The following is a 21,072-nucleotide window of genomic DNA, read 5'->3' as shown; positions in this document are numbered from 1 at the left end:
ATTTTTATCGCTGTCCAACTTTAACGCTACCAAAAACAGCTTGCGCCTCTCTTGGCAAACAGCGCCAGTAGCGCTCATTGGCTTTCACGGTACCATCAAGTGCAGCAGCGGCCTCCCAACCCCAGCGTGGCTTGTACAGGAAAGCTCGGGCCAAGGCAATGAAGTCTGCATCTCCTGCTTGCAAAATTGCCTCTGCCTGATGTGGATCTGTAATCAGGCCAACCGCCATCGTGGGTAAGCCCGATTGATCTTTGACAATCTTAGCGAAAGGAACTTGGTAGTTAGGCCCAATGGCGATTTTCTGGTTTGGTGAAATTCCACCAGAAGAGATATGTACAAAGTCGCAACCTAAGGGTTTGAGTTGTTTAGCAAAGTTAGCCGTCTCCTCTGGCGTCCAGCCACCCTCCATCCAGTCGCTTGCAGAAATACGAATGCCGAGTACACCCTTGTATGCTGCTCTAACTGCCGCAAACAATTCCAGCGGGAAACGAATTCGATTTTCAAATGAGCCGCCATATTCATCGGTGCGTTGATTTGCAATTGGCGATAAAAATTGATGCAGCAAGTAGCCATGGGCACCATGAAGCTCAATTCCATCCAAGCCAATACGATCCGCGCGTTTAGCCGCCATGACAAAAGCTTCTATTAAATCTTTTAATTCTGCTTTGGTGAGCTCATGCGGCAAGCGCTCGCCTTCAAGTTGCGGAATTGCTGATGGCGCTGCAGTTTCCCATCCACCTTGATCAACCGACAGCAATTGACCACCATTCCATGGTGTTGCACTTGAAGCCTTGCGACCAGCATGCGCCAACTGAATAAACACAGGGGTAGCTGGTGCTAATTTGCGTGCACGGCTTAATTTATCCTGGAGAGCCGCTTCAGTGCGGTCATCCCATAAACCAAGACAGGCAGGCGTAATTCGAGCCTCAGGAGTAACGCCTGTAGCCTCAATAATGAATAGAGCAGCCCCACTATTCAGAAGATTTCCCCAGTGCATCAGATGCCAATCAGTTGCCTCCCCGTTATCGGCGGAATATTGGCACATCGGGGCCACTACGATGCGATTGGCGAGCTCTAATGGCCCACGAGGGGAATTGAGGGTGTAGGGTGAGAACAGGAGGCTCATAGAAATGCCTTAAAAGTCATAAAAGGGGATAAAAACACAATACGTAGCTTAAAGCGATAAAATAGCAAAAATAGAATAAACGAGACAGCGAAGTCGTGCAGACCCACGGTCTAGCGACTTTAATTACCCCTAAAACTACCATCATCCCTACTGAAGACTATGAACGCACCCCAAGCCTTTGAATCAAAAGAAGATATCGGCCACTTCGTTGGCGGCTCTGTTATCAATCCTAAAGACGGTCGCTTTGCCGATGTCTTTAACCCAACCAAGGGTGCGGTAGCCCGTAAGGTTGCCTTAGCCAGTAAAACAGAGGTTGATGCAGCCGTAGCCGTTGCACAAAAAGCTTTTGAGACATGGGGTCTCACTAGCCCACTGCGTCGTGCTCGCATTATGTTTAAGTACTTAGAGCTTCTCAATGCCAATCGCGACGAATTGGCTGCCATCATTACTGCTGAACATGGCAAGGTATTTACTGATGCGCAAGGTGAAGTCACTCGCGGTATTGAAATTGTCGAGTTTGCAACAGGCATCCCAGAATTACTTAAAGGTGATTACACCGAGCAAGTTTCTACTGATATTGATAACTGGGTCATGCGCCAACCTTTGGGCGTGGTTGCTGGTATTACTCCATTTAACTTTCCAGTAATGGTTCCTATGTGGATGTTCCCGGTTGCCATTGCTTGCGGCAATACTTTCATCCTCAAACCGAGCCCAACCGATCCCTCCGCTTCGCTGTTTATGGCTAAATTACTAAAACAAGCCGGTCTTCCAGATGGCGTATTTAACGTGGTGCAAGGCGATAAAGAGGCAGTTGATGCCTTGATTGAGAACCCAGATGTTAAGGCAGTCAGCTTTGTCGGCTCAACCCCGATTGCAAACTACATCTATGAGCGTTGTGCCCACTTTGGTAAACGTTCACAAGCCCTGGGTGGCGCTAAAAACCATATGGTTATCATGCCGGATGCCGATATTGATAAAGCAATTGATGCTCTTGTTGGCGCTGCCTATGGCTCCGCTGGAGAGCGCTGCATGGCAATCTCAGTTGCCGTATTGGTCGGTGATGTTGCTGAAAAGATCATGCCTAAACTTATTGAGCGGACTAAGACGCTCAAAGTTAAGAACGGTATGGAGCTTGACGCTGAAATGGGCCCGATTGTTACCAAAGCTGCATTAGACCGTATTACCGGTTACATCGATAGCGGCGTTGCCTCCGGCGCAAAATTATTAGTAGATGGTCGCGGTCATAAAGTTGCTGGATATGAAAATGGCTTCTTCTTGGGTGGCACCTTGTTTGATAACGTGACTCCTGATATGAAGATTTACCTCGAAGAAATCTTTGGACCAGTTCTTTCCTGTTTACGCGTTGCAAACTTTACCGAAGCACTGAATTTGGTGAACTCTTGCGAATTTGGTAATGGCGTAGCCTGCTTTACTAGCGATGGCAATATTGCCCGTGAATTTGCGCGCCGTGTACAAGTAGGCATGGTTGGTATTAACGTACCAATTCCAGTACCGATGGCATGGCATGGCTTTGGCGGATGGAAGAAATCACTATTTGGTGACATGCATGCATATGGCAAAGAAGGCGTTCGCTTCTACACTAAGCAGAAGAGCGTCATGCAACGCTGGCCTGAGAGTATTGCTAAGGGTGCCGAGTTTGTTATGCCTACCTCCAAGTAAGAGGCTGGGGCCTAAGTAAAAATAGCGATCTTCAGATCGCTATTTTTTTATCTGTTTACTTCAGAATTTACTGCAAGGTATTTTTGAATGCTGGCATGAGTGGCACAGCCAATACATCAATACCCTCTTCTCTCAGGGACTCCGCCTCATCCAAGGTAGTCTGACCACGAATACTGCGCTCGGGGGCTTCTTTGTAATGAATCTTACGAGCCTCTTCTGCAAAGGAAGCGCCGACATCTTCGGATTTACCCATCAACTCACGCATCCCTTTTAAGAAGGCTGCTTGTACTTGCGCCTCTAGGCGTGAATGATCATTACCCGTTAAGGCAACCACCTCCCCACTAGTAGCGCCAATATTTTCATTGGGCGCAGCGATCGCTAAAGAGGTTGACTTTGCAATTCTGGGGGCAGAAGGCATGCGGGTGATTTCGGTGCTGTCGCACACTGGGCAGGCGAGCATACCTTTGTCTTGCTGGGCAAGACAATCCTCTTCAGAGGCAAACCATCCCTCAAAGTGATGATCTAAGGGGCAAGCGAGGTTGTAGACTTTCATATGACCTATATAAGGGCAAAAATGCCAAATTCAATAGGTCTATTTTAATGGGAATTACAAAACACCCTAATTGAGGGGGTGAGGACTCGCCAATCCACGTCTATACCGATCCAACCAATAGGCAGATATGGTCGTTTTAACATCCGTAATCTCGCCAACCTCAACCCAGGCAATTAATTGCTCCAAAGGCTCTGCAAAGACGTCCAAAAACTCTTCATCATCTAGCTTGTTCGGACCGGGAGTTAGCTCTTGCGCCAAGTAGATATCAATAAATTCAGTTGAATATGAAATCACTGGGTGAATTCGACGTATGAAACTCCACTTCTGAGCGGTGTACCCAGTTTCTTCTTCCAGCTCACGCTGAGCGCACATCAATGGATCTTCACCGATTTCTAACTTACCCGCCGGAATTTCGATACACGCCTTGGCTATTGGATACCGATACTGACGCTCAAGCAACACCCTGCCATCATCCAAGAGAGCTAGCACAGCAACAGCACCGGGATGGGTTAAATATTCTCGCGCAGCAATATGACCATCAGGAAGGCGCACTTGATCACGCTTCATATTTAAGAAGATACCGCCGTAAATATCCTCACCTGAAATGCGATCTTCGCGCAAGTGGGTATCCCCTGCCGGCATATCTTTAAATGATTTTTCGATCATAGAGTCTTTCCATTTAGTTACCTTCATTTAAATGAAGATCGTACAAAAGATCCATGTCATTTAAATGTCATCACTGAACATTAAACAATAAAGGCTCCCTGAGGAGCCCTTATTTACAGTACCGGTAAATTTATGAGCCCAATAAGGTGCGGCGCATTGCATCGAGACAAACACTCATTAATGCAGCCGGGACAATGCCAATAGCCAAAACCAAGATGGTGTTCAAACTCAATAGACCTTTAGCAAAACCAGAGCCAGAAATAGTCACTTCATGGCTTGGCTCATCAAAATACATCACTTTCACTACTCTGAGGTAGTAGAAAGCACCAACCAAAGACGCCATTACGGCGATGATGGCCAAGAACGTATGCTCTGCATCTACCAGGGCTTCCAAAACACCCAATTTAGCTGCAAAACCTACGGTTGGAGGAATGCCAGCTAAGGAGAACATCATTACTAAACCAATAAATGCAAACCAAGGATGTTTCTTATTCAATCCTTTAAGACCATCCAGAGTTTCACAGTCATATCCTTTGCGTGACAGAGCCATCAACAATCCAAAGCTACCTAATGTAGTGAGCACATAAGTAATGGCGTAAAACATCGAAGCGCTAAAGGCGTGATCATCAAATACAGACAGCATGCCCAAGAGAACAAAACCCATTTGTGCGATTGCTGAGTAAGCAAGCATGCGCTTAATATTCGTTTGGGCAATCGCAGTAACGTTACCAACGACTAATGATAGGATGGCTAACAAGACTAACATCGGCTGCCAATCGCCCATCAATGGCAACAAAGTATTTACCAGTAAGCGGAATAACAATGCAAAAGCCGCTAATTTTGGAGCGCCAGCGATCATCAAAGTCACTGCTGTTGGCGCACCTTGATAAACATCCGGCACCCACATATGAAAAGGAACAACCCCCAACTTGAATGCCAAGCCAGCAACAATAAATACCAAACCAAAAGCCATCACCAAGTGATTTACACGGGGATCGGCAACTGTTTTGAAGATTTCAATTAAATCTAGAGAGCCAGTAACGCCGTATAACATCGACATACCGTACAACAAGAAACCTGAGGCTAAAGCGCCCAAGATGAAATACTTAATACCGGCTTCAACACTCTTCTCGCTGCTATGGCGCATAGCCACCAGAGCATACATCGGCAATGCCATCAACTCCAAGCCAAGATAAAGCGTTAGCAGATTTGCCCCAGAAATCAAAACCATCTGGCCCAATAAAGCCAGCAAGATTAAGACGATAAAGTCTGGACGGAATAGACCCCGATCAGATAAATACTGCTTGGAGTAAATCAAGCTTATTAAGACAGCTCCACATGAACAGGCCTTGAGCAAATTAGACAAAGGGTCTGACTGAAACAAACCATTCATAGCAACAAGGGATACGTCACCTAAGCGGCCAACGAATGCGAAGATCAGATAGATTAACAAGATCAATGAGAAAAAATACACAAAACCGACACCGCGGGGAGTGTGAAAGATATCTTGCTCAACGCCAGGAGTTGAAGTGGCTTTTTCAGGTACAAAAACACTCGCCACCAACAATAAGCAAGTAGCAATTAGGAGAACGAGTTCCGGCAGGATGGCGTATAGGTCGAATGCTTGCATTTGCTTTTACTCAGAGTTTGCTAACAGCAACATGCTGCAGCAGATTGATCACGGCTGGATGAATAATGTCTGTAAATGGTTTTGGATAAACGCCCATACCAATGACACAGATTGATAAAACGGCCATCATGAAGTACTCGCGAGCATTGAGATCTTTGAGTTCTTCTACGTGCTCATTATTGATGGTGCCAAAGAAAACCCGCTTTACCATCCACAAAGAATAAGCGGCGCCCAGAATCAAAGCCGTGGCAGCCAAGATGCCAATCACAAAGTCGTAATCAACGGCGGCTAAGATCACCATAAACTCACCAACGAAACCAGATGTAGCAGGTAAGCCGCAATTAGCCATTGCCATTAGCACTGCAAAGGCAGTGAATGCTGGCATGCGATGCACCACTCCACCGTAATCAGCGATTTGACGTGTATGCATACGGTCATAAAGAACGCCGATAGACAAGAACATGGCACCAGCGACAAAGCCATGGGAGATCATTTGGACAATGCCACCCTCGATACCAAGTGGACTGAAGAGGAAGAAGCCGAGCGTCACAAAGCCCATATGAGCTACTGATGAATAAGCCACTAGCTTTTTCATATCTTTTTGAACCAAAGCCACTGCACCAACATAGATCACAGCAACCAAGGATAAGAAAATAACAAATGGGCCTAAGTATTGGCTGGCATCTGGAGCAATCGGTAAAGAGAAGCGCAAAAAGCCATAAGCACCCAACTTCAACATAATTGCGGCCAAAACTACGGACCCGCCTGTTGGCGCCTCTACGTGAACGTCTGGCAACCAAGTATGCAAAGGCCACATTGGAACCTTGACGGCAAATGCCATAAAGAATGCAGCAAACAACAAGATTTGTTCAACGATATCTAGGCGGGCATTTTGCCAAGCCAAAATATCAAAGGTGTTGGTAACGTTATATAGATAGAGCATTGCGACTAAAGTCAGCAATGAGCCAAGCAAGGTATACAAAAAGAATTTGAACGCTGCATATATGCGGTTATGTCCGCCCCATACACCAATAATGATGTACATCGGAATCAAGGTTGCTTCAAAGAATACATAGAACAACAAAGCATCTAACGCAGCAAATACGCCAATCATCAATCCAGACAGGATCATGAATGAAGCCATGTATTGCGAAACCTTAGTATCAATTACTTCCCAAGCTGCAATGACAACGATGATGTTGACAAATGCAGTCAGAACAATAAACCATACAGAAATACCATCAATGCCAAGATGGTAGTTGATGTCATAACGAGGAATCCAGCTCACCTTCTCTACAAACTGCATGCCGGCATTAGCAACATCAAAGTTCAATATCAATGGAAGTGTGGCAATAAAACCAATTACCGCCCCAAAAAGCGATAACCAGCGTACACCGGCAGATGGCTTCTCAGACCCATAAAACAAAATAATGAGTCCAAAGACGATTGGGGTCCAGATTGCGTAAGAAAGAATCATAGTGGCTACTTAAGTAACAAAGGCCTATCGAACAAAAGGCAGGTAAGCATACAAAACCCAGGCCAACAATACCGCCAGGCCTGCAATCATTGCAAACGCATAGTGATACACATAACCGGATTGCAAATGGCGAATGACACCAGCGAAGCGCCCTACTGAATATGCGCTACCGTTAACCAAGAAACCATCGATGATCTTTTGATCACCACGATGCCACAAGAAGCCACCAATCCAAATGAGTCCTTTGGCAAATACTGCTTGGTTGAAATCATCCAAATAGTATTTGTTATCGAACAATTTTTTAATCGGGGCAAAAGCTTCAGCCACTTTAGCTGGTAATTTGGGAGCCCAAAGATAACCAATAGCAGCAGTCAGCACACCAAGTACAACAAGACCCAATACTGGTGAAGTAAAGGCATGAATCGCCATCTCTACTGGACCGTGGAATTCTTCTGCTAACTCCTTCATTACTGGGTGACGAGCCAAGTCGATAAAGATCGAATCGCCAAAGTAAGTTCCAAATAAAAGTGGTGAAATGGTGTAAAAACCAATAATCACTGATGGAATCGCCAAGAGAATCAGTGGCAATGTCACCACCAATGGAGATTCATGTGGTTTTTGACCGGGAGCTAAACCGTGATGAGCGTGATCGTCACCCTGCTCCGCATGATCATGATGGTGATCATGCGAATCTGCATGACCCCAACGGGCTTTTCCATGGAATACCCAGAAGTAAAGACGGAATGAATACAAAGCTGTTACGAATACGCTAGCCATAACTGCAAAGTAAGCGAATCCAGAGCCAGGAATATGACTTGCTGCAACAGCTTCAATAATGGAATCCTTTGAATAGAAGCCAGAGAAGAATGGGGTTCCAATCAAAGCTAGATTACCAAGCAACATCATCAAGCAAGTAATCGGCATGTATTTCCATAAACCACCCATCTTGCGCATATCTTGCTCGTGATGCATGCCTAAGATTACGCTACCGGCTGCAAGAAATAGCAGCGCCTTGAAGAATGCATGAGTCATCAAGTGGAAGATTGCTACTGGATATGCTGAAACACCTAAAGCTACAGTCATATAACCTAACTGTGACAATGTGGAATAGGCAACGACCCGCTTGATATCGTTTTGCACAATACCCAAGAAACCCATGAACAGCGCTGTGATCGAGCCAATCACCAAGATAAAGCTTAACGCTACATCAGAGAGCTCAAACAATGGTGACATGCGTGACACCATGAAGATACCCGCAGTAACCATAGTTGCAGCGTGAATCAATGCAGAAATTGGCGTAGGGCCTTCCATAGAGTCCGGCAACCAAACATGGAGTGGAAATTGGGCCGATTTACCCATGGCGCCAATAAACAAACAAATACAGGCAACGGTTGCTAAGTTCCAGCTTGTGCCAGGCAAGGTTTGCGCAGCTAAAGCAGTATTTTGCGAGAAGATCACGTCATATTGCATGGAGCCAGTACTTGCCAGCAATAAGCCAATACCAAGAATGAAACCAAAATCGCCTACGCGGTTAACCAAGAAGGCCTTCATATTGGCAAACACGGCGGATTGGCGTTCAAAGTAGAAACCAATCAAAAGATAAGACACTACACCCACTGCTTCCCAACCAAAGAAGAGTTGCAAGAGGTTATTGCTCATTACCAACATCAACATTGCAAAGGTAAAGAGCGAAATATAGGAGAAGAAACGGTTATAACCTTCTTCACCTTGCATATAACCAATGGTATAGATGTGCACCATTAGAGATACAAAGGTCACCACACACATCATGGTGGCCGTTAACGGATCAATAAGGAAGCCAATATCTAAATTGAGTTCGCCTAACTGCATCCAGCGGTATACGGTGCCGTTAAAGTAAAAGCCATCCATTACCTGCGATAAAACATTGCAGGACAGAATAAAAGCAATGGTGACACCCAAGATAGTGACAAACTGACTGGCGCCGTGACCAATCCGATTACCGCCTAACTTAGTTCCAAAAAAGCCAGCAATGATGGAGCCGACTAGCGGCGCCAATGGAATTGCGCAGAGAACAGGAATGTTTAAGGTCAATTGCATGACTAGCCTTTAAGGTGGTCTAGATCTTCAGCATTAATGGTGTCGACCTTGCGGAAGAGAACAACCAAAATTGCCAAGCCAATAGCTGCTTCAGCAGCCGCCACAGTCAAAATGAAGAAAACGAATACTTGACCCGCCATATCTCCCAAATAATGAGAGAAAGCAACAAAATTCATGTTTACTGAAAGCAACATTAACTCAATTGCCATAAGCAAAACGATGACGTTCTTGCGATTCAAAAAGATACCGATGACGCTAGTCGCAAATAGAATTGCGCTAAGCACTAAATAGTGGGCAAGAGTAATGCTCATTTTTTCTCACCCCGAGTATCTTGTTTTGCAGCCATATCAGTATCCATCTTCACCATTCTCCAGCGGTCAGCCACCTTTACATTGACTTGTTCGTGGATATTTTGAGATTTGACATCTTTACGATTGCGAAGTGTTAAAGCAACTGCTGCAATGATTGCCACTAATAAGATGACACCAGCAACTTCAAATGCATAAACATAGTCGCCGAAAATCAACATGCCCAAGGCTTGAGTATTGTTAGCCATTACCTCTTCAGGCATTGCTTGGACAGGCGTATTCGTGCCAACGAAACTACGAATTAGCACAATAGAGAGCTCTAGAACAATCACGGCACCCATTAGGAAAGCAACGGGGAGGAATTTTTTAAAGTCACGGCGAAGATGCTCGATATCAAGATCCAACATCATCACGACGAATAGGAATAAGACCATGACGGCACCAACATAAACCAAGATGAGGGCCAAACTGAGGAACTCCGCCTTGAGCAACATCCATAGACCGGAAGCGCAGAAGAATGCGAGAACCAAGAATAAGGCAGCGTGAACTGGATTGCGAGCGGTAATCACACGAATTGCTGAGATTACTAAGAGGCCAGCAAAGCCGTAGAAAAAGACTGCAAATAAGGTAGATGGATCGAATGTCATTTTATATAGGCTCTATTCGATTAGCGGTAAGGTGCATCAATGACGCGGTTGCTAGCAATTTCTTTTTCATACTTATCACCAACAGCCAAAAGCATGTCTTTAGTGAAATATAAGTCGCCGCGCTTATCACCAAAGTATTCAAAGATATTGGTTTCAACAATGGCATCTACTGGACAAGCCTCTTCGCAAAAGCCGCAGAAAATGCATTTGGTTAGGTCAATGTCATAACGGGTGGTACGACGTGTGCCGTCATCGCGCTCTGCGGTTTCAATCGTAATAGCATAGGCCGGACAAACTGCCTCGCATAACTTACAGCCAATGCAACGCTCTTCTCCGCTTTCATAGCGACGTAATGCATGTAATCCACGGAAGCGATTAGATAAAGGCGTCTTCTCTTCAGGGTACTGAATGGTAATTTTTGGTTTGAAGAGATAACGGCCAGTAATGGACATACCAACCAAAATTTCTTTGAGCATTAAGCTATCGAGGAACTGGGAAATTTTCTTAAACATGATTAATCAACTTATTTCCAAATATTCCATGGGGATACCACCCATGCGCCGATAACAACCACCCAAAATACGGAGATGGGGATAAAGATCTTCCAGCCCAAACGCATGATTTGGTCGTAGCGGTAGCGAGGCAATGTGGCACGCAACCAAATAACACAGGACAACAAGAAGAAAGTTTTACCGAATAACCAAAAGAAACCTGGAATATCGCGCAAGATAGGTAAATCAACAATCGGCAACCAGCCGCCCAAGAACATGGTTGAAGCTAATGCTGCGATCAATATCATGTTGGCATACTCGGCCAAGAAGAACATGGCAAATGCCATTCCGGAGTACTCAACCATATGACCAGCAACAATCTCAGATTCACCTTCAACAACGTCAAATGGATGACGATTTGTTTCGGCAACGCCTGAGATGAAATAAATTAAGAACATTGGCAATAAAGGCAACCAGTTCCATGATAGGAAGTTTAGGCCCATGCTAGCGAAATAGCCTTGCTCTTGCGAGGCAACGATCGTACTCAAATTTAAGGAGCCTGAAGTTAGCAATACCGTCACCAGGGCGAAGCCCATAGCGATTTCGTAAGAGATCATTTGTGCAGACGCACGCATCGCACCTAAAAACGGATATTTGGAGTTGGATGACCAGCCCGCCAAAATAACGCCATAAACGCCAACAGATGAAATGGCCATGACATACAGAAGGCCCGCATTAACATCGGCCAACACCATCTTCGCCTGGAAAGGAATCACAGCCCACGCAGCAAACGCTGGAGCAATGACCATTACCGGTGCAATGAAATACAAAACAAGACTAGCTTTTGCAGGAGAAATAATCTCCTTCATTAATAACTTCAATGCGTCAGCAATCGGCTGCAACAAACCTAATGGACCAACACGATTAGGGCCTAGACGAATATGCATCCAACCGATGAGCTTACGTTCCCACAAAGTTAAGTAAGCAACACAACCAAACATTGGCAAAACGATGATGACAATGCGAACTAAAGCCCAAACCAATGGCCAAAAAGAGCCAAAAATAGATTCGCCCTGTGTAGTAATGAGGTTCAAGAAATTATCCATCTCGTACCTTATGCCTTACTTACGGTTACTGGACCAAACATCGATCCCAATTTAGCGCTAGCCAAAGTGCCTGCTGAAATACGTACAGCACCTGCTGCTAAGTTTGCTTCTAATGTTGCAGGCAAATCAACCGATTGGTCGCCTTGAGTAACGCGCACTGCATCGCCCTCTTTCAAGCCTAGTTCCGAGAACAGTTTTTGGCTTAAGCCAGCCTGATTACCGCGTTTGGAATCGCGTGTTAAGTGCAATGCAGGGGCACGACGAACAATAGGATCACCAGCGTAAATATTGACATCAGCTAAACGCTCTAAACCGTTTAGTGGGGCTAAATTACCATTGATCACTGAGTTGGCAGTCGATTGATTCTTCAAGCGGGTACAGTAGTTATCACCTAATGCTTCACCCAAGACTTCTTCCGGCACGTTGTAGAGGAATCCATCTAAGTTGAGCAGCCCACCCAAAACACGCAATACTTTCCATGCCGGACGTGAATCACCCAAAGGTTTCACAGCGGGTTGAATGGTTTGTGCCCTACCTTCTGCATTGACAAAGGTAGAAACGGTCTCGGTAAATGGGGTAATTGGCAAAATCACATCGGCCACCTCTAACAGGTCAGCCGATCTAAATGCACTTAACGCAATGACGGTATTCGCTTTTGCTAAAGCAGCACGGGCTTGCATAGGGTTTGGAAGATCGGAGTCAGGCTCGATATTCATTAAGATCACAGCACGGCGATCGCCAGACAGAACTGAATCAACGCCAGCACCATTAGCATTGACTAGAGAGGCACCAACAGCGTTTCCACCAACAGGCAGGAAACCCAGAGTTGCTCCTGTTTGCTGAGCAATAAACTGAGCCAAAACATGCAAATCAGAAGCATGAGGATGAGCAAGAGCTGCCGAGCCAATTAAGACGGCAGAGCTTGTTCCAGAAAGCAGGCTATCAGCAATCTGTTGCGCTTGTGCAGATACTGGCAAATTAAAAGTACCAGCTGGTGCATTAACTGATTTCGCTTTTGAAATCGCCAAGGCAACTTCACTCAATGCATTTAACCAAGCACTAGGAGCGGCAGCGATTCCTGTTGCAGGAATTAACCAATCATCACCGCCGGCGTCAATACGGGATACCTGAAGTGCACGTTTAGCAGCGGTACGAATCCGTGCAGCCAAGATTGGCTGATCTTTACGCAAGAAGCTTCCAATCACTAAAACGCGGTCAAGCTCGCTAAGCTTAGTAATCGGCATACCCAACCAAGGAGCTGATGCAGCACCACTGATATCAGTTTGACGTAAACGCGTTTCGACTTGATTAGAGCCCAAGCTACGGACGATCTTTTGCAGGAGATGCAATTCTTCTGTACTAGAAATGGGATGAGCTAATGCACCGATGGATTGCGCACCACTCTCAGAAGAAATAGTCTTCAATGAATGAGCAACATAATCTAATGCAGACTGCCAATCGGTCTCTAACCATTGACCGCCCTGCTTCACCATCGGGCTTGTGATGCGCTCAGAACTATTGACACCTTCATAAGAGAAGCGATCACGATCGCTAATCCAACATTCGTTAATGGCTTCGTTTTCTAAGGCAACCACTCGCAGCACTTTATTGGCTTTAGTTTGAACGGTTGTATTGGCACCTAAACTGTCATGAGGACTGACTGAGCGCTTGCGCCCCATTTCCCATGTGCGAGCACCGTAGCGGAATGGCTTACTCGTTAAAGCGCCAACCGGGCACAGATCAATCATGTTTCCAGAAAGCTCTGAATCGACAGTTTGACCTACAAATGTCGTGATCTCGGAATGCTCACCACGGTTGATCATGCCAAGCTCCATCACACCAGCAACTTCTTGGCCAAAACGAACACAACGCGTGCAATGAATACAGCGGCTCATCTCTTGCATAGAGATTAATGGGCCTACATTCTTATGAAATACCACACGCTTTTCTTCGTCATAGCGTGAGCTGGATTTTCCGTAACCTACCGCCAAATCTTGTAACTGGCACTCTCCACCTTGATCGCAAATTGGGCAATCTAAAGGATGGTTAATGAGCAAGAATTCCATAACAGAGCGTTGCGCTTCAACTGCTTTAGCTGAATGCGTGAATACTTTCATGCCCTGCGTTACAGGAGTAGCGCAAGCTGGTAATGGTTTTGGTGCTTTTTCAACTTCAACCAAACACATACGGCAGTTAGCAGCGATAGATAACTTCTTGTGATAGCAGAAATGAGGAACGTAAGTACCGAGCTTATTCGCGGCGTGCATCACCATCGAACCTTGCGGAACTTCTACTGCCTTACCATCTAATTCGATTTCAACCATGCTCACTTTAAGATGTCCCGTGCTCAATAACTTATAAAGGTTTTGCAGAATCTAAGCAGCGCTTATGCTCTACGTGATACGCAAATTCATCCATGTAATGCTTCAACATACCGCGTACCGGCATTGCAGCTGCATCACCCAAAGCGCAAATCGTGCGACCTTGAATATTTGCTGCTACATCGTTGAGTAAATCTAAATCTTCTGGGCGGCCTTGGCCGTGTTCAATACGATGCACAATGCGCCACAACCAGCCAGTACCCTCACGACATGGGGTGCATTGACCGCAAGACTCTTCGTGATAGAAATAAGAGAGACGCTCTAAGGCGCGAACCATGCATCGAGTTTCATTCATCACAATGACTGCACCGGAACCCAGCATTGATCCTGCTTTAGCAATACTGTCGTAATCCATGGTCAAGTCCATCATCTGAGCACCGGGTACTACTGGTGCAGATGATCCGCCAGGAATAACAGCTTTCAATGCCACACCGTCACGCATACCACCAGCCAACTTCAAGAGCTCTGCAAAAGGTGTTCCTAAGGGAATTTCATAATTGCCTGGATGCACAACATCGCCAGATACAGAGAAAATCTTCGTTCCGCCATTATTCGGTTTGCCAAGATCCAAATACGCTTGACCACCAATTGCCAAAATGAAAGGCACGGCTGCAAATGTTTCCGTATTGTTAATCGTCGTTGGCTTGCCATATAAACCAAAGCTTGCTGGGAATGGTGGCTTAAAGCGTGGTTGGCCTTTTTTACCTTCCAGCGATTCCAGTAAAGCAGTTTCTTCACCACAGATATAAGCACCCCAACCTGGTGATGCATGTAGTTGGAATGAAAAATCGCTACCTAAAATTTTGTCACCTAAGTAACCTGCGGCACGAGCTTCTTCTAAAGCCTCTTCAAAACGTGAGTAGACTTCCCAGATTTCTCCGTGAATGTAGTTATAGCCGGTAGTGATACCCATGGTGTAAGCACCAATAATCATGCCTTCGATCAAAGCATGAGGGTTATAACGCATGATGTCTCGGTCTTTAAATGTACCTGGCTCACCTTCGTCACTATTACAAACTAAATATTTTTGACCGGGGAACTGTCGCGGCATGAAGCTCCACTTCAGCCCCGTTGGGAAGCCTGCACCACCACGACCACGGAGTGATGAAGCTTTTAATTCAGCAATGATGGCATCAGGTGAAACTTTGTCATTGATTAAACGACGTAGTTGTTGATAACCACCGCGGCTCTCGTAATCCTTTAAGCGCCAGTTGTCGCCATTTAATCCAGCAAGGATCAAGGGCTTAATATGGCGATCGTGCAAGCTAGTCATGCTGACTTCCCTTCTGCACGAAGCTCATTTAGCAGAGCATCAATTTTTTCATTACTCATAAAGCTACACATACGCTTGTCATTCAAGAGCATTACGGGCGAGTCACCGCATGCGCCCATGCACTCACCCTCTTTGAGAGTAAAGGTACCGCAAGGTGTGGTTTCATTAAAGCCAATACCCAAAGTTTCTTTTAAGTGAGTCGCGGCGGTTTCACCATGCGTTAATTGACAAGGCAGATTAGTGCAAATTACCAACTTGTACTTACCAATTGGTTTGGTGTTGTACATGTTGTAAAAGGTTGCCACTTCTTCTACGGCAATGGTTGGCATTTCTAAGATTTGGGCAACTACTGCAATCACTTCTGGTGAAACCCAACCCACTTCAGTTTGAGCAGCAATAAGTGCAGCCATCACAGCAGATTGCTTTTGCTCTGCTGGGTATTTAGCAACGTTACGGGCAATATCTGCCAGCGTTTTGTCGGAAAGTTGAAGAGTTGTTGTCATTAATAATCCTTGGCACGCTCAATTAGCGGTCAATCTCCCCGAATACGATATCTTGCGTACCAATAATCGTGACCGCATCAGCCAACATATGGCCACGTGACATTTCATCCATTGCGGACAGGTGTACAAATCCTGGCGCACGAATCTTCAAGCGATAAGGCTTGTTTGCGCCATCCGAAATTAAGTAGATGCCAAACTCCCCTTTAGGATGCTCAACAGCAGAGTAAGCCTCGCCATTGGGAATATGCAAACCTTCGGTAAAGAGTTTGAAATGGTGAATGAGTTCTTCCATATTTGACTTCATGTCTACACGCTTTGGCGGAGACACTTTATGGTTATCGCTCATTACAGGACCATCATTTGCTTTCAGCCAAGCAACGCACTGCTTGATGATGCGGTTCGATTGACGCATTTCTTCCATACGAATCAGGTAACGATCATATGAGTCACCATTCACACCAACGGGAATGTCAAAATCAAGCTTGTCATAGGTTTCGTAGGGCTGCTTCTTGCGCAAGTCCCACTCAATCCCAGAGCCACGGAGCATTGGGCCAGTAAAGCCAAGCTGCAATGCACGCTCAGGAGAGACCACGCCAATACCGACCAAGCGTTGTTTCCAAATACGGTTATCCGTTAAGAGATTGCAGTACTCATCGACGTTGGCATCAAAACGGCCTGTGAAATCTTCAATAAAGTCGAGCAAGGTACCGCTACGATTTTCATTCAGACGTTTAATCGCAGATGCACTACGAATTTTGTTCTTGGAGTATTGCGCCATTTGGTCTGGCAAATCCCGATAAACCCCGCCTGGGCGATAGTAGGCAGCATGCATACGTGCACCCGATACTGCTTCGTACATATCGAAAATATCTTCACGATCACGGAAGGCGTACAAGAATACAGCCATGGCACCAACGTCCAAGCCATGACAACCGATCCACAACAAGTGATTCAGCAAACGAGTGAGTTCATCAAACATCACGCGGATATATTGCGCACGCAAAGGCACATCTACTTGCAATAATTTTTCAATGGCTAGAACGTAAGCATGCTCATTGGACATCATCGAAACATAGTCCAAACGATCCATGTAAGGAACGTTTTGAATCCAAGTTCGAGTTTCAGCAAGTTTTTCTGTAGCGCGGTGGAGCAAGCCAATATGGGGATCAGCGCGCTGAATAACCTCACCATCTAACTCAAGCACCATCCGAAGCACGCCGTGAGCCGCAGGGTGCTGTGGCCCAAAATTGAGGGTGTAGTTCTTAATTTTTGCCATGACTTAAACCGGATCTCCGTACTGCTCTTCACGAACGATTCTTGGCGTGATTTCACGCGGTTCAATCGTTACAGGCTGATACATCACACGTTTTAACTCTGGGTCGTAGATCATTTCTACGTTTCCAGCAATTGGGAAATCTTTCCTGAATGGATGACCAATAAAGCCATAGTCGGTCAAGATACGACGAAGATCATCATGACCTTCAAAAATAATGCCGTAGAGATCGAATGCTTCACGCTCAAACCAGTTAGCAGAATTCCAGATAGGGGTTACAGATGCAACTAGCGGATAACTATCATCCGGAGCAAATACTCGAACACGCAAACGCCAGTTATGCTGCAAAGAGAGCAAGTGACTTACCGCTGCAAAGCGCTTACCAGCCCAAGAGCCTTCGTGCAAATCCAAGTAGTCCACGCCACATAGGTCAATAAGCTGCTCAAAACCTAGCAATGGATCATCGCGCAGCAATAAGGCGGATTCAAAATAGGTATCTGCATTGAGAACAACAGTGACTTCACCTAATGCTGTTTCAATAGATTGCGCGCGCTTACCAAGTACTTTTTCGAGGTTGGCGACTAATTGATTTAAACGATCTGACATTGCTTAAGCCTTCCGCGCAATAGTGCTAGTTCGAGCAATCTTGGATTGAAGCTGAATAATTCCATAGATCAAGGCTTCAGCAGTTGGAGGGCAGCCAGGAACATAAATATCAACCGGCACAATGCGATCGCAACCGCGAACTACTGAATAAGAGTTGTGATAGTAGCCGCCACCATTGGCACAGGAACCCATAGACAGAACCCAGCGTGGCTCTGGCATTTGGTCATAAACCTTGCGCAATGCAGGGGCCATCTTATTGGTCAACGTGCCGGCAACAATCATCAAATCTGACTGACGTGGCGATGGGCGAAATACCACACCGAAACGGTCTAAGTCATAACGGGAAGCGCCAGCATGCATCATTTCTACCGCACAACAGGCTAGACCAAAGGTCATTGGCCATAAGGAACCGTTGCGGGTCCAGTTGATTAGCTGGTCCGCTGTAGTGGTTACAAATCCTTCTTTGAGAACGCCTTCTAATGCCATATCGATCACTCCCAGTCGAGAGCGCCCTTTTTCCAGATATATACAAATCCCACAATGAATTCCAAAAGGAAAATCACCATAGAGGCGTAGCCGAACCAACCAAGATCACGTAATGCGACACCCCATGGGAATAGGAATGCAGTTTCAAGGTCAAACAAAATAAAGAGAATAGCAATCAGGTAGTAGCGCACATCGAACTTCATACGCGCATCTTCAAAAGCTTCAAAACCGCACTCATATGGAGAGAGTTTTTCAGCATCAGGCTTTGAAGGAGCCAGAATTTTTCCGAGGAACATGGGGACTAATCCCACCCCAATACCTACGAGGATGAAAAGCAGAACAGGAAAGTAATTAGCGAGATTCAAAATAGTCCTGAGTCGTTCGTCTGATAAATCTTCAGTACAGCAAATTTTAATTATTCCACTACTAACTTCTATTGATTTAGAGCAAAAACTCCACATCTACTTCATATTGGTGCCGACGGCGAGACTCGAACTCGCACAGCCTAAGCCACTACCCCCTCAAGATAGCGTGTCTACCAATTTCACCACGTCGGCATCTTGTAAAGCCTGTTAATTCTACTGCATTGCACCACACAACCACCCCAAAAAGACGGCAGCTAATGATGTAAAAACTGACCTATTTACTTAGGAACTGCTGGTTTACTTGGATCCTGGGCTGGAGCTGCTGGGGCAGCCGGTGCCACTACAGGAGCAACCGTACCAGATAGAACGCCAGGACTAACTTCCTTCTTGTTGCCTACCCAAGTAATACCAAGAGTACAAATGAAAAATACCGCCGCAAAGATGGCAGTTGTATGCGAGAGAAAGTTTGCAGATCCACTGGCACCAAACAAGCTTCCAGAGGCACCTGAGCCAAATGCTGCACCCATGTCTGCGCCCTTGCCCTGTTGCAAGAGAACTAACAAGATCACAGCCAAAGCTGAAACTACCTGCAATACGATTAATAAAGTCTTAAACCATTCCACAGCTTATCTCCAAATAAAAAATCTATGCCTGACAGATAGCCAAAAAATCTTCAGGGTTCAAGGAAGCCCCTCCAACTAATCCACCATCAATATCAGGCATGGCAAACAATTCAACAGCATTATCAGGCTTGACACTGCCACCGTACAAAATTCCTACATGCGAGGCAACATCCTCATCAAATTCAGCTAACTGAAGACGAATATGCCGATGCATATCTTGAGCGATCTGGGCGCTGGCAACTTTACCAGTACCAATCGCCCATACGGGTTCATAAGCAATCAGACAATCAGCCAAGCGATCCTGCAGAACAGAGACTTGTTTTGCGATCTGACCGCAGACAACCTCCTCTGCCCTTCCTGAGTTACGCTCGTCCGCTGTTTCACCAACACAGATCACCGGCGTCATGCCGTTATCAAGAACCTGGAGAGCCTTAGCGGCAACAGCTTCGTCTACTTCATGATGCATTTGGCGGCGCTCTGAATGCCCCACGATCACGTACTGACATCCCAATTCTTTAAGCATGGAAGCACTTGCCTCACCAGTGTAAGCACCGGAGCTTTGAGCAGAGGCATCTTGAGCCCCAAGACTGAGAAAGGCTAATGAATGCTCTTTAATCAAATCGCCACATTGCTTTAAATACGGTAGTGGAGGACATACAGCAAATTTACGACCAGCAGGCATGCCACTCTCCATGCCACGGGCAACGGTCTTCACCCAATCTTGATTACTTGCAAGACTGCCGTTCATTTTCCAGTTGCCGATGACGATGAGTGGGCGCATAAGCTGAAGACTAATTAAACCGTCAGAACAATTTTGCCGACGTGCTCAGAGGACTCCATCAATCGATGGGCATCTGCCGCTTGATCCAGCGTAAATGTTTTATAGATAGACGGCTTTAACTTGCCAGCATTCAGTAATGGCCAGACATGATCAAAAAGCTGCTTTGTAATTTGCTTCTTAAATGACACTGGACGAGGACGCAAAGTTGAGCCAGTAATCGTCAAACGGCGACGCAAAATTTGATTGGTGCTCACTTCGGCTTTAGATCCGCCTTGAATTGCGATAATCACAATGCGACCATCATCCGCTAGGCAATCGATTTCTCGCTGAACGTATTCGCCAGTCACCATATCGAGGATGACATTAACGCCCTTGCCGTCAGTAGCTTTCTTCACCTCTTCTACAAAGTCTTGAGTTTTGTAGTTAATGGCCAAATCAGCGCCCAACTTTAAGCAAGCAGCACATTTTTCGTCGGTGCCAGCAGTAACGAACACCTGATGACCAAGGGCTTTCGCTAGCAAAATTGCTGTAACACCGATACCGCTGGAGCCTCCCTGGACTAATAGGGTTTCACCAGCAGACAATTCTCCGCGCATGAACACATTGCTCCATACGGTATAAAAAGTCTCCGGTAGTGCAGCAGCTTCTTGATCTGTAAAGCCAGTTGGATACGGTAAGCATTGTGCAATCGGGGCAACACAGAGATTTGCATAGCCACCACCTTGCACTAATGCGCAAACTTTATCTCCGAGCTTCAAACCAAAAGCATTGTCAGCGTGCGCTAAGTCACCACCAATAATTTGACCAGCCACTTCAAGGCCTGGAATATCGGAGGCTCCAGCTGGAACAGGATAAAAGCCCTTGCGCTGCAATACGTCTGGGCGATTAATTCCTGCGGCAAGAACCTGAATCAACACCTCGCCAGTGCCAGCAGCCGGGGCTACTGGATCTGGACGAGTGGTAGGCACCAGCATTTCTGGCACACCAAATTCTTTGATCTCAATTACACGCATTGAAA

General features: G+C 45.9%; 21 protein-coding genes and 1 tRNA gene. 1 reads left to right on the top strand and 21 read right to left on the bottom strand.

Translation table 11 applies throughout. From position 1 onward, the window contains the following. Positions 1–4 precede the first annotated feature (4 nt). Complete coding sequence (locus tag FD961_RS04150; RefSeq protein WP_215394221.1) at positions 5–1,126, bottom strand: NADH:flavin oxidoreductase/NADH oxidase; 1,122 nt, start codon at positions 1,124–1,126, stop codon at positions 5–7. A gap of 159 nt (positions 1,127–1,285) precedes the next feature. Here FD961_RS04150 and FD961_RS04145 point away from each other — a divergent pair, with 159 nt between their 5' ends. Beyond that, positions 1,286–2,806: a CoA-acylating methylmalonate-semialdehyde dehydrogenase gene (locus tag FD961_RS04145; protein WP_215394220.1), complete on the top strand. Its 1,521-nt coding sequence runs from the start codon at positions 1,286–1,288 to the stop codon at positions 2,804–2,806. A 67-nt stretch (positions 2,807–2,873) separates the two neighbouring features. Here FD961_RS04145 and FD961_RS04140 read toward each other — a convergent pair whose 3' ends face one another. The 20 genes from FD961_RS04140 to FD961_RS04045 form a co-directional block, all read right to left on the bottom strand. Further along, a complete protein-coding gene (locus FD961_RS04140) occupies positions 2,874–3,359 on the bottom strand; it encodes a DUF1178 family protein (protein WP_215394219.1) in 486 nt (161 codons plus the stop codon). 66 nt (positions 3,360–3,425) lie between these two features. After that, the gene (locus FD961_RS04135) at positions 3,426–4,025 is read right to left on the bottom strand and encodes an NUDIX domain-containing protein (RefSeq protein ID WP_215394345.1); all 600 of its coding nucleotides are present in this window, start codon (positions 4,023–4,025) and stop codon (positions 3,426–3,428) included. Between the two features lie 130 nt (positions 4,026–4,155). Beyond that, complete coding sequence (gene nuoN / locus FD961_RS04130) at positions 4,156–5,655, bottom strand: NADH-quinone oxidoreductase subunit NuoN (protein WP_215394218.1); 1,500 nt, start codon at positions 5,653–5,655, stop codon at positions 4,156–4,158. 10 nt (positions 5,656–5,665) lie between these two features. Then, positions 5,666–7,132 carry an NADH-quinone oxidoreductase subunit M gene (locus tag FD961_RS04125; RefSeq protein WP_215394217.1) on the bottom strand — a complete coding sequence of 489 codons (1,467 nt, stop codon included), beginning with the start codon at positions 7,130–7,132 and terminating at the stop codon, positions 5,666–5,668. Between the two features lie 24 nt (positions 7,133–7,156). Continuing rightward, positions 7,157–9,211 carry an NADH-quinone oxidoreductase subunit L gene (nuoL, locus tag FD961_RS04120; RefSeq protein WP_215394216.1) on the bottom strand — a complete coding sequence of 685 codons (2,055 nt, stop codon included), beginning with the start codon at positions 9,209–9,211 and terminating at the stop codon, positions 7,157–7,159. Between the two features lie 2 nt (positions 9,212–9,213). Then, entirely contained in the window at positions 9,214–9,522 is a 309-nt protein-coding gene (gene nuoK / locus FD961_RS04115) for an NADH-quinone oxidoreductase subunit NuoK (RefSeq protein WP_215394215.1), read from the bottom strand. Next, a complete protein-coding gene (locus tag FD961_RS04110; RefSeq protein ID WP_215394214.1) occupies positions 9,519–10,166 on the bottom strand; it encodes an NADH-quinone oxidoreductase subunit J in 648 nt (215 codons plus the stop codon). Before FD961_RS04110 ends, nuoK begins: the two co-directional genes overlap by 4 nt. Before the next feature lie 20 nt (positions 10,167–10,186). Further along, the gene (gene nuoI / locus FD961_RS04105) at positions 10,187–10,678 is read right to left on the bottom strand and encodes an NADH-quinone oxidoreductase subunit NuoI (RefSeq protein WP_071465862.1); all 492 of its coding nucleotides are present in this window, start codon (positions 10,676–10,678) and stop codon (positions 10,187–10,189) included. Between the two features lie 11 nt (positions 10,679–10,689). Further along, positions 10,690–11,763, bottom strand: coding sequence for an NADH-quinone oxidoreductase subunit NuoH (gene nuoH / locus FD961_RS04100; RefSeq protein ID WP_215394213.1), 1,074 nt, complete (start codon positions 11,761–11,763; stop codon positions 10,690–10,692). A gap of 8 nt (positions 11,764–11,771) precedes the next feature. Continuing rightward, the gene (nuoG, locus tag FD961_RS04095; protein WP_215394212.1) at positions 11,772–14,087 is read right to left on the bottom strand and encodes an NADH-quinone oxidoreductase subunit NuoG; all 2,316 of its coding nucleotides are present in this window, start codon (positions 14,085–14,087) and stop codon (positions 11,772–11,774) included. 31 nt (positions 14,088–14,118) lie between these two features. Continuing rightward, complete coding sequence (gene nuoF, locus FD961_RS04090) at positions 14,119–15,417, bottom strand: NADH-quinone oxidoreductase subunit NuoF (RefSeq protein WP_071465865.1); 1,299 nt, start codon at positions 15,415–15,417, stop codon at positions 14,119–14,121. Continuing rightward, positions 15,414–15,920 (bottom strand): NADH-quinone oxidoreductase subunit NuoE, encoded by a 507-nt coding sequence (gene nuoE, locus FD961_RS04085; protein ID WP_215394211.1) that lies wholly within the window; start codon positions 15,918–15,920, stop codon positions 15,414–15,416. Before nuoE ends, nuoF begins: the two co-directional genes overlap by 4 nt. A gap of 22 nt (positions 15,921–15,942) precedes the next feature. Further along, the gene (locus FD961_RS04080; protein ID WP_215394210.1) at positions 15,943–17,196 is read right to left on the bottom strand and encodes an NADH-quinone oxidoreductase subunit D; all 1,254 of its coding nucleotides are present in this window, start codon (positions 17,194–17,196) and stop codon (positions 15,943–15,945) included. Positions 17,197–17,199: 3 nt separating this feature from the next. Continuing rightward, positions 17,200–17,799, bottom strand: a complete 600-nt coding sequence (locus FD961_RS04075; protein ID WP_215394209.1) for an NADH-quinone oxidoreductase subunit C — start codon at positions 17,797–17,799, stop codon at positions 17,200–17,202. 3 nt (positions 17,800–17,802) lie between these two features. After that, complete coding sequence (locus FD961_RS04070) at positions 17,803–18,285, bottom strand: NADH-quinone oxidoreductase subunit B family protein (RefSeq protein ID WP_071465869.1); 483 nt, start codon at positions 18,283–18,285, stop codon at positions 17,803–17,805. 5 nt (positions 18,286–18,290) lie between these two features. Beyond that, entirely contained in the window at positions 18,291–18,650 is a 360-nt protein-coding gene (locus tag FD961_RS04065; protein WP_068948474.1) for an NADH-quinone oxidoreductase subunit A, read from the bottom strand. Positions 18,651–18,757: 107 nt separating this feature from the next. Then, positions 18,758–18,842: transfer RNA gene (locus FD961_RS04060), tRNA-Leu, on the bottom strand. A gap of 86 nt (positions 18,843–18,928) precedes the next feature. Continuing rightward, positions 18,929–19,273, bottom strand: a complete 345-nt coding sequence (gene secG / locus FD961_RS04055) for a preprotein translocase subunit SecG (RefSeq protein WP_071465870.1) — start codon at positions 19,271–19,273, stop codon at positions 18,929–18,931. Between the two features lie 22 nt (positions 19,274–19,295). Next, positions 19,296–20,054: a triose-phosphate isomerase gene (tpiA, locus tag FD961_RS04050; protein ID WP_071465871.1), complete on the bottom strand. Its 759-nt coding sequence runs from the start codon at positions 20,052–20,054 to the stop codon at positions 19,296–19,298. Positions 20,055–20,068: 14 nt separating this feature from the next. After that, complete coding sequence (locus FD961_RS04045) at positions 20,069–21,067, bottom strand: NAD(P)H-quinone oxidoreductase (protein WP_071465872.1); 999 nt, start codon at positions 21,065–21,067, stop codon at positions 20,069–20,071. Positions 21,068–21,072 lie beyond the last annotated feature (5 nt).

The organism is Polynucleobacter sp. TSB-Sco08W16 (assembly GCF_018687455.1).
Lineage (GTDB): Bacteria > Pseudomonadota > Gammaproteobacteria > Burkholderiales > Burkholderiaceae > Polynucleobacter.
The sequence above is the reverse complement of the archived record's forward strand: the minus strand, read 5'-3'. Positions and strand labels throughout refer to the sequence as shown.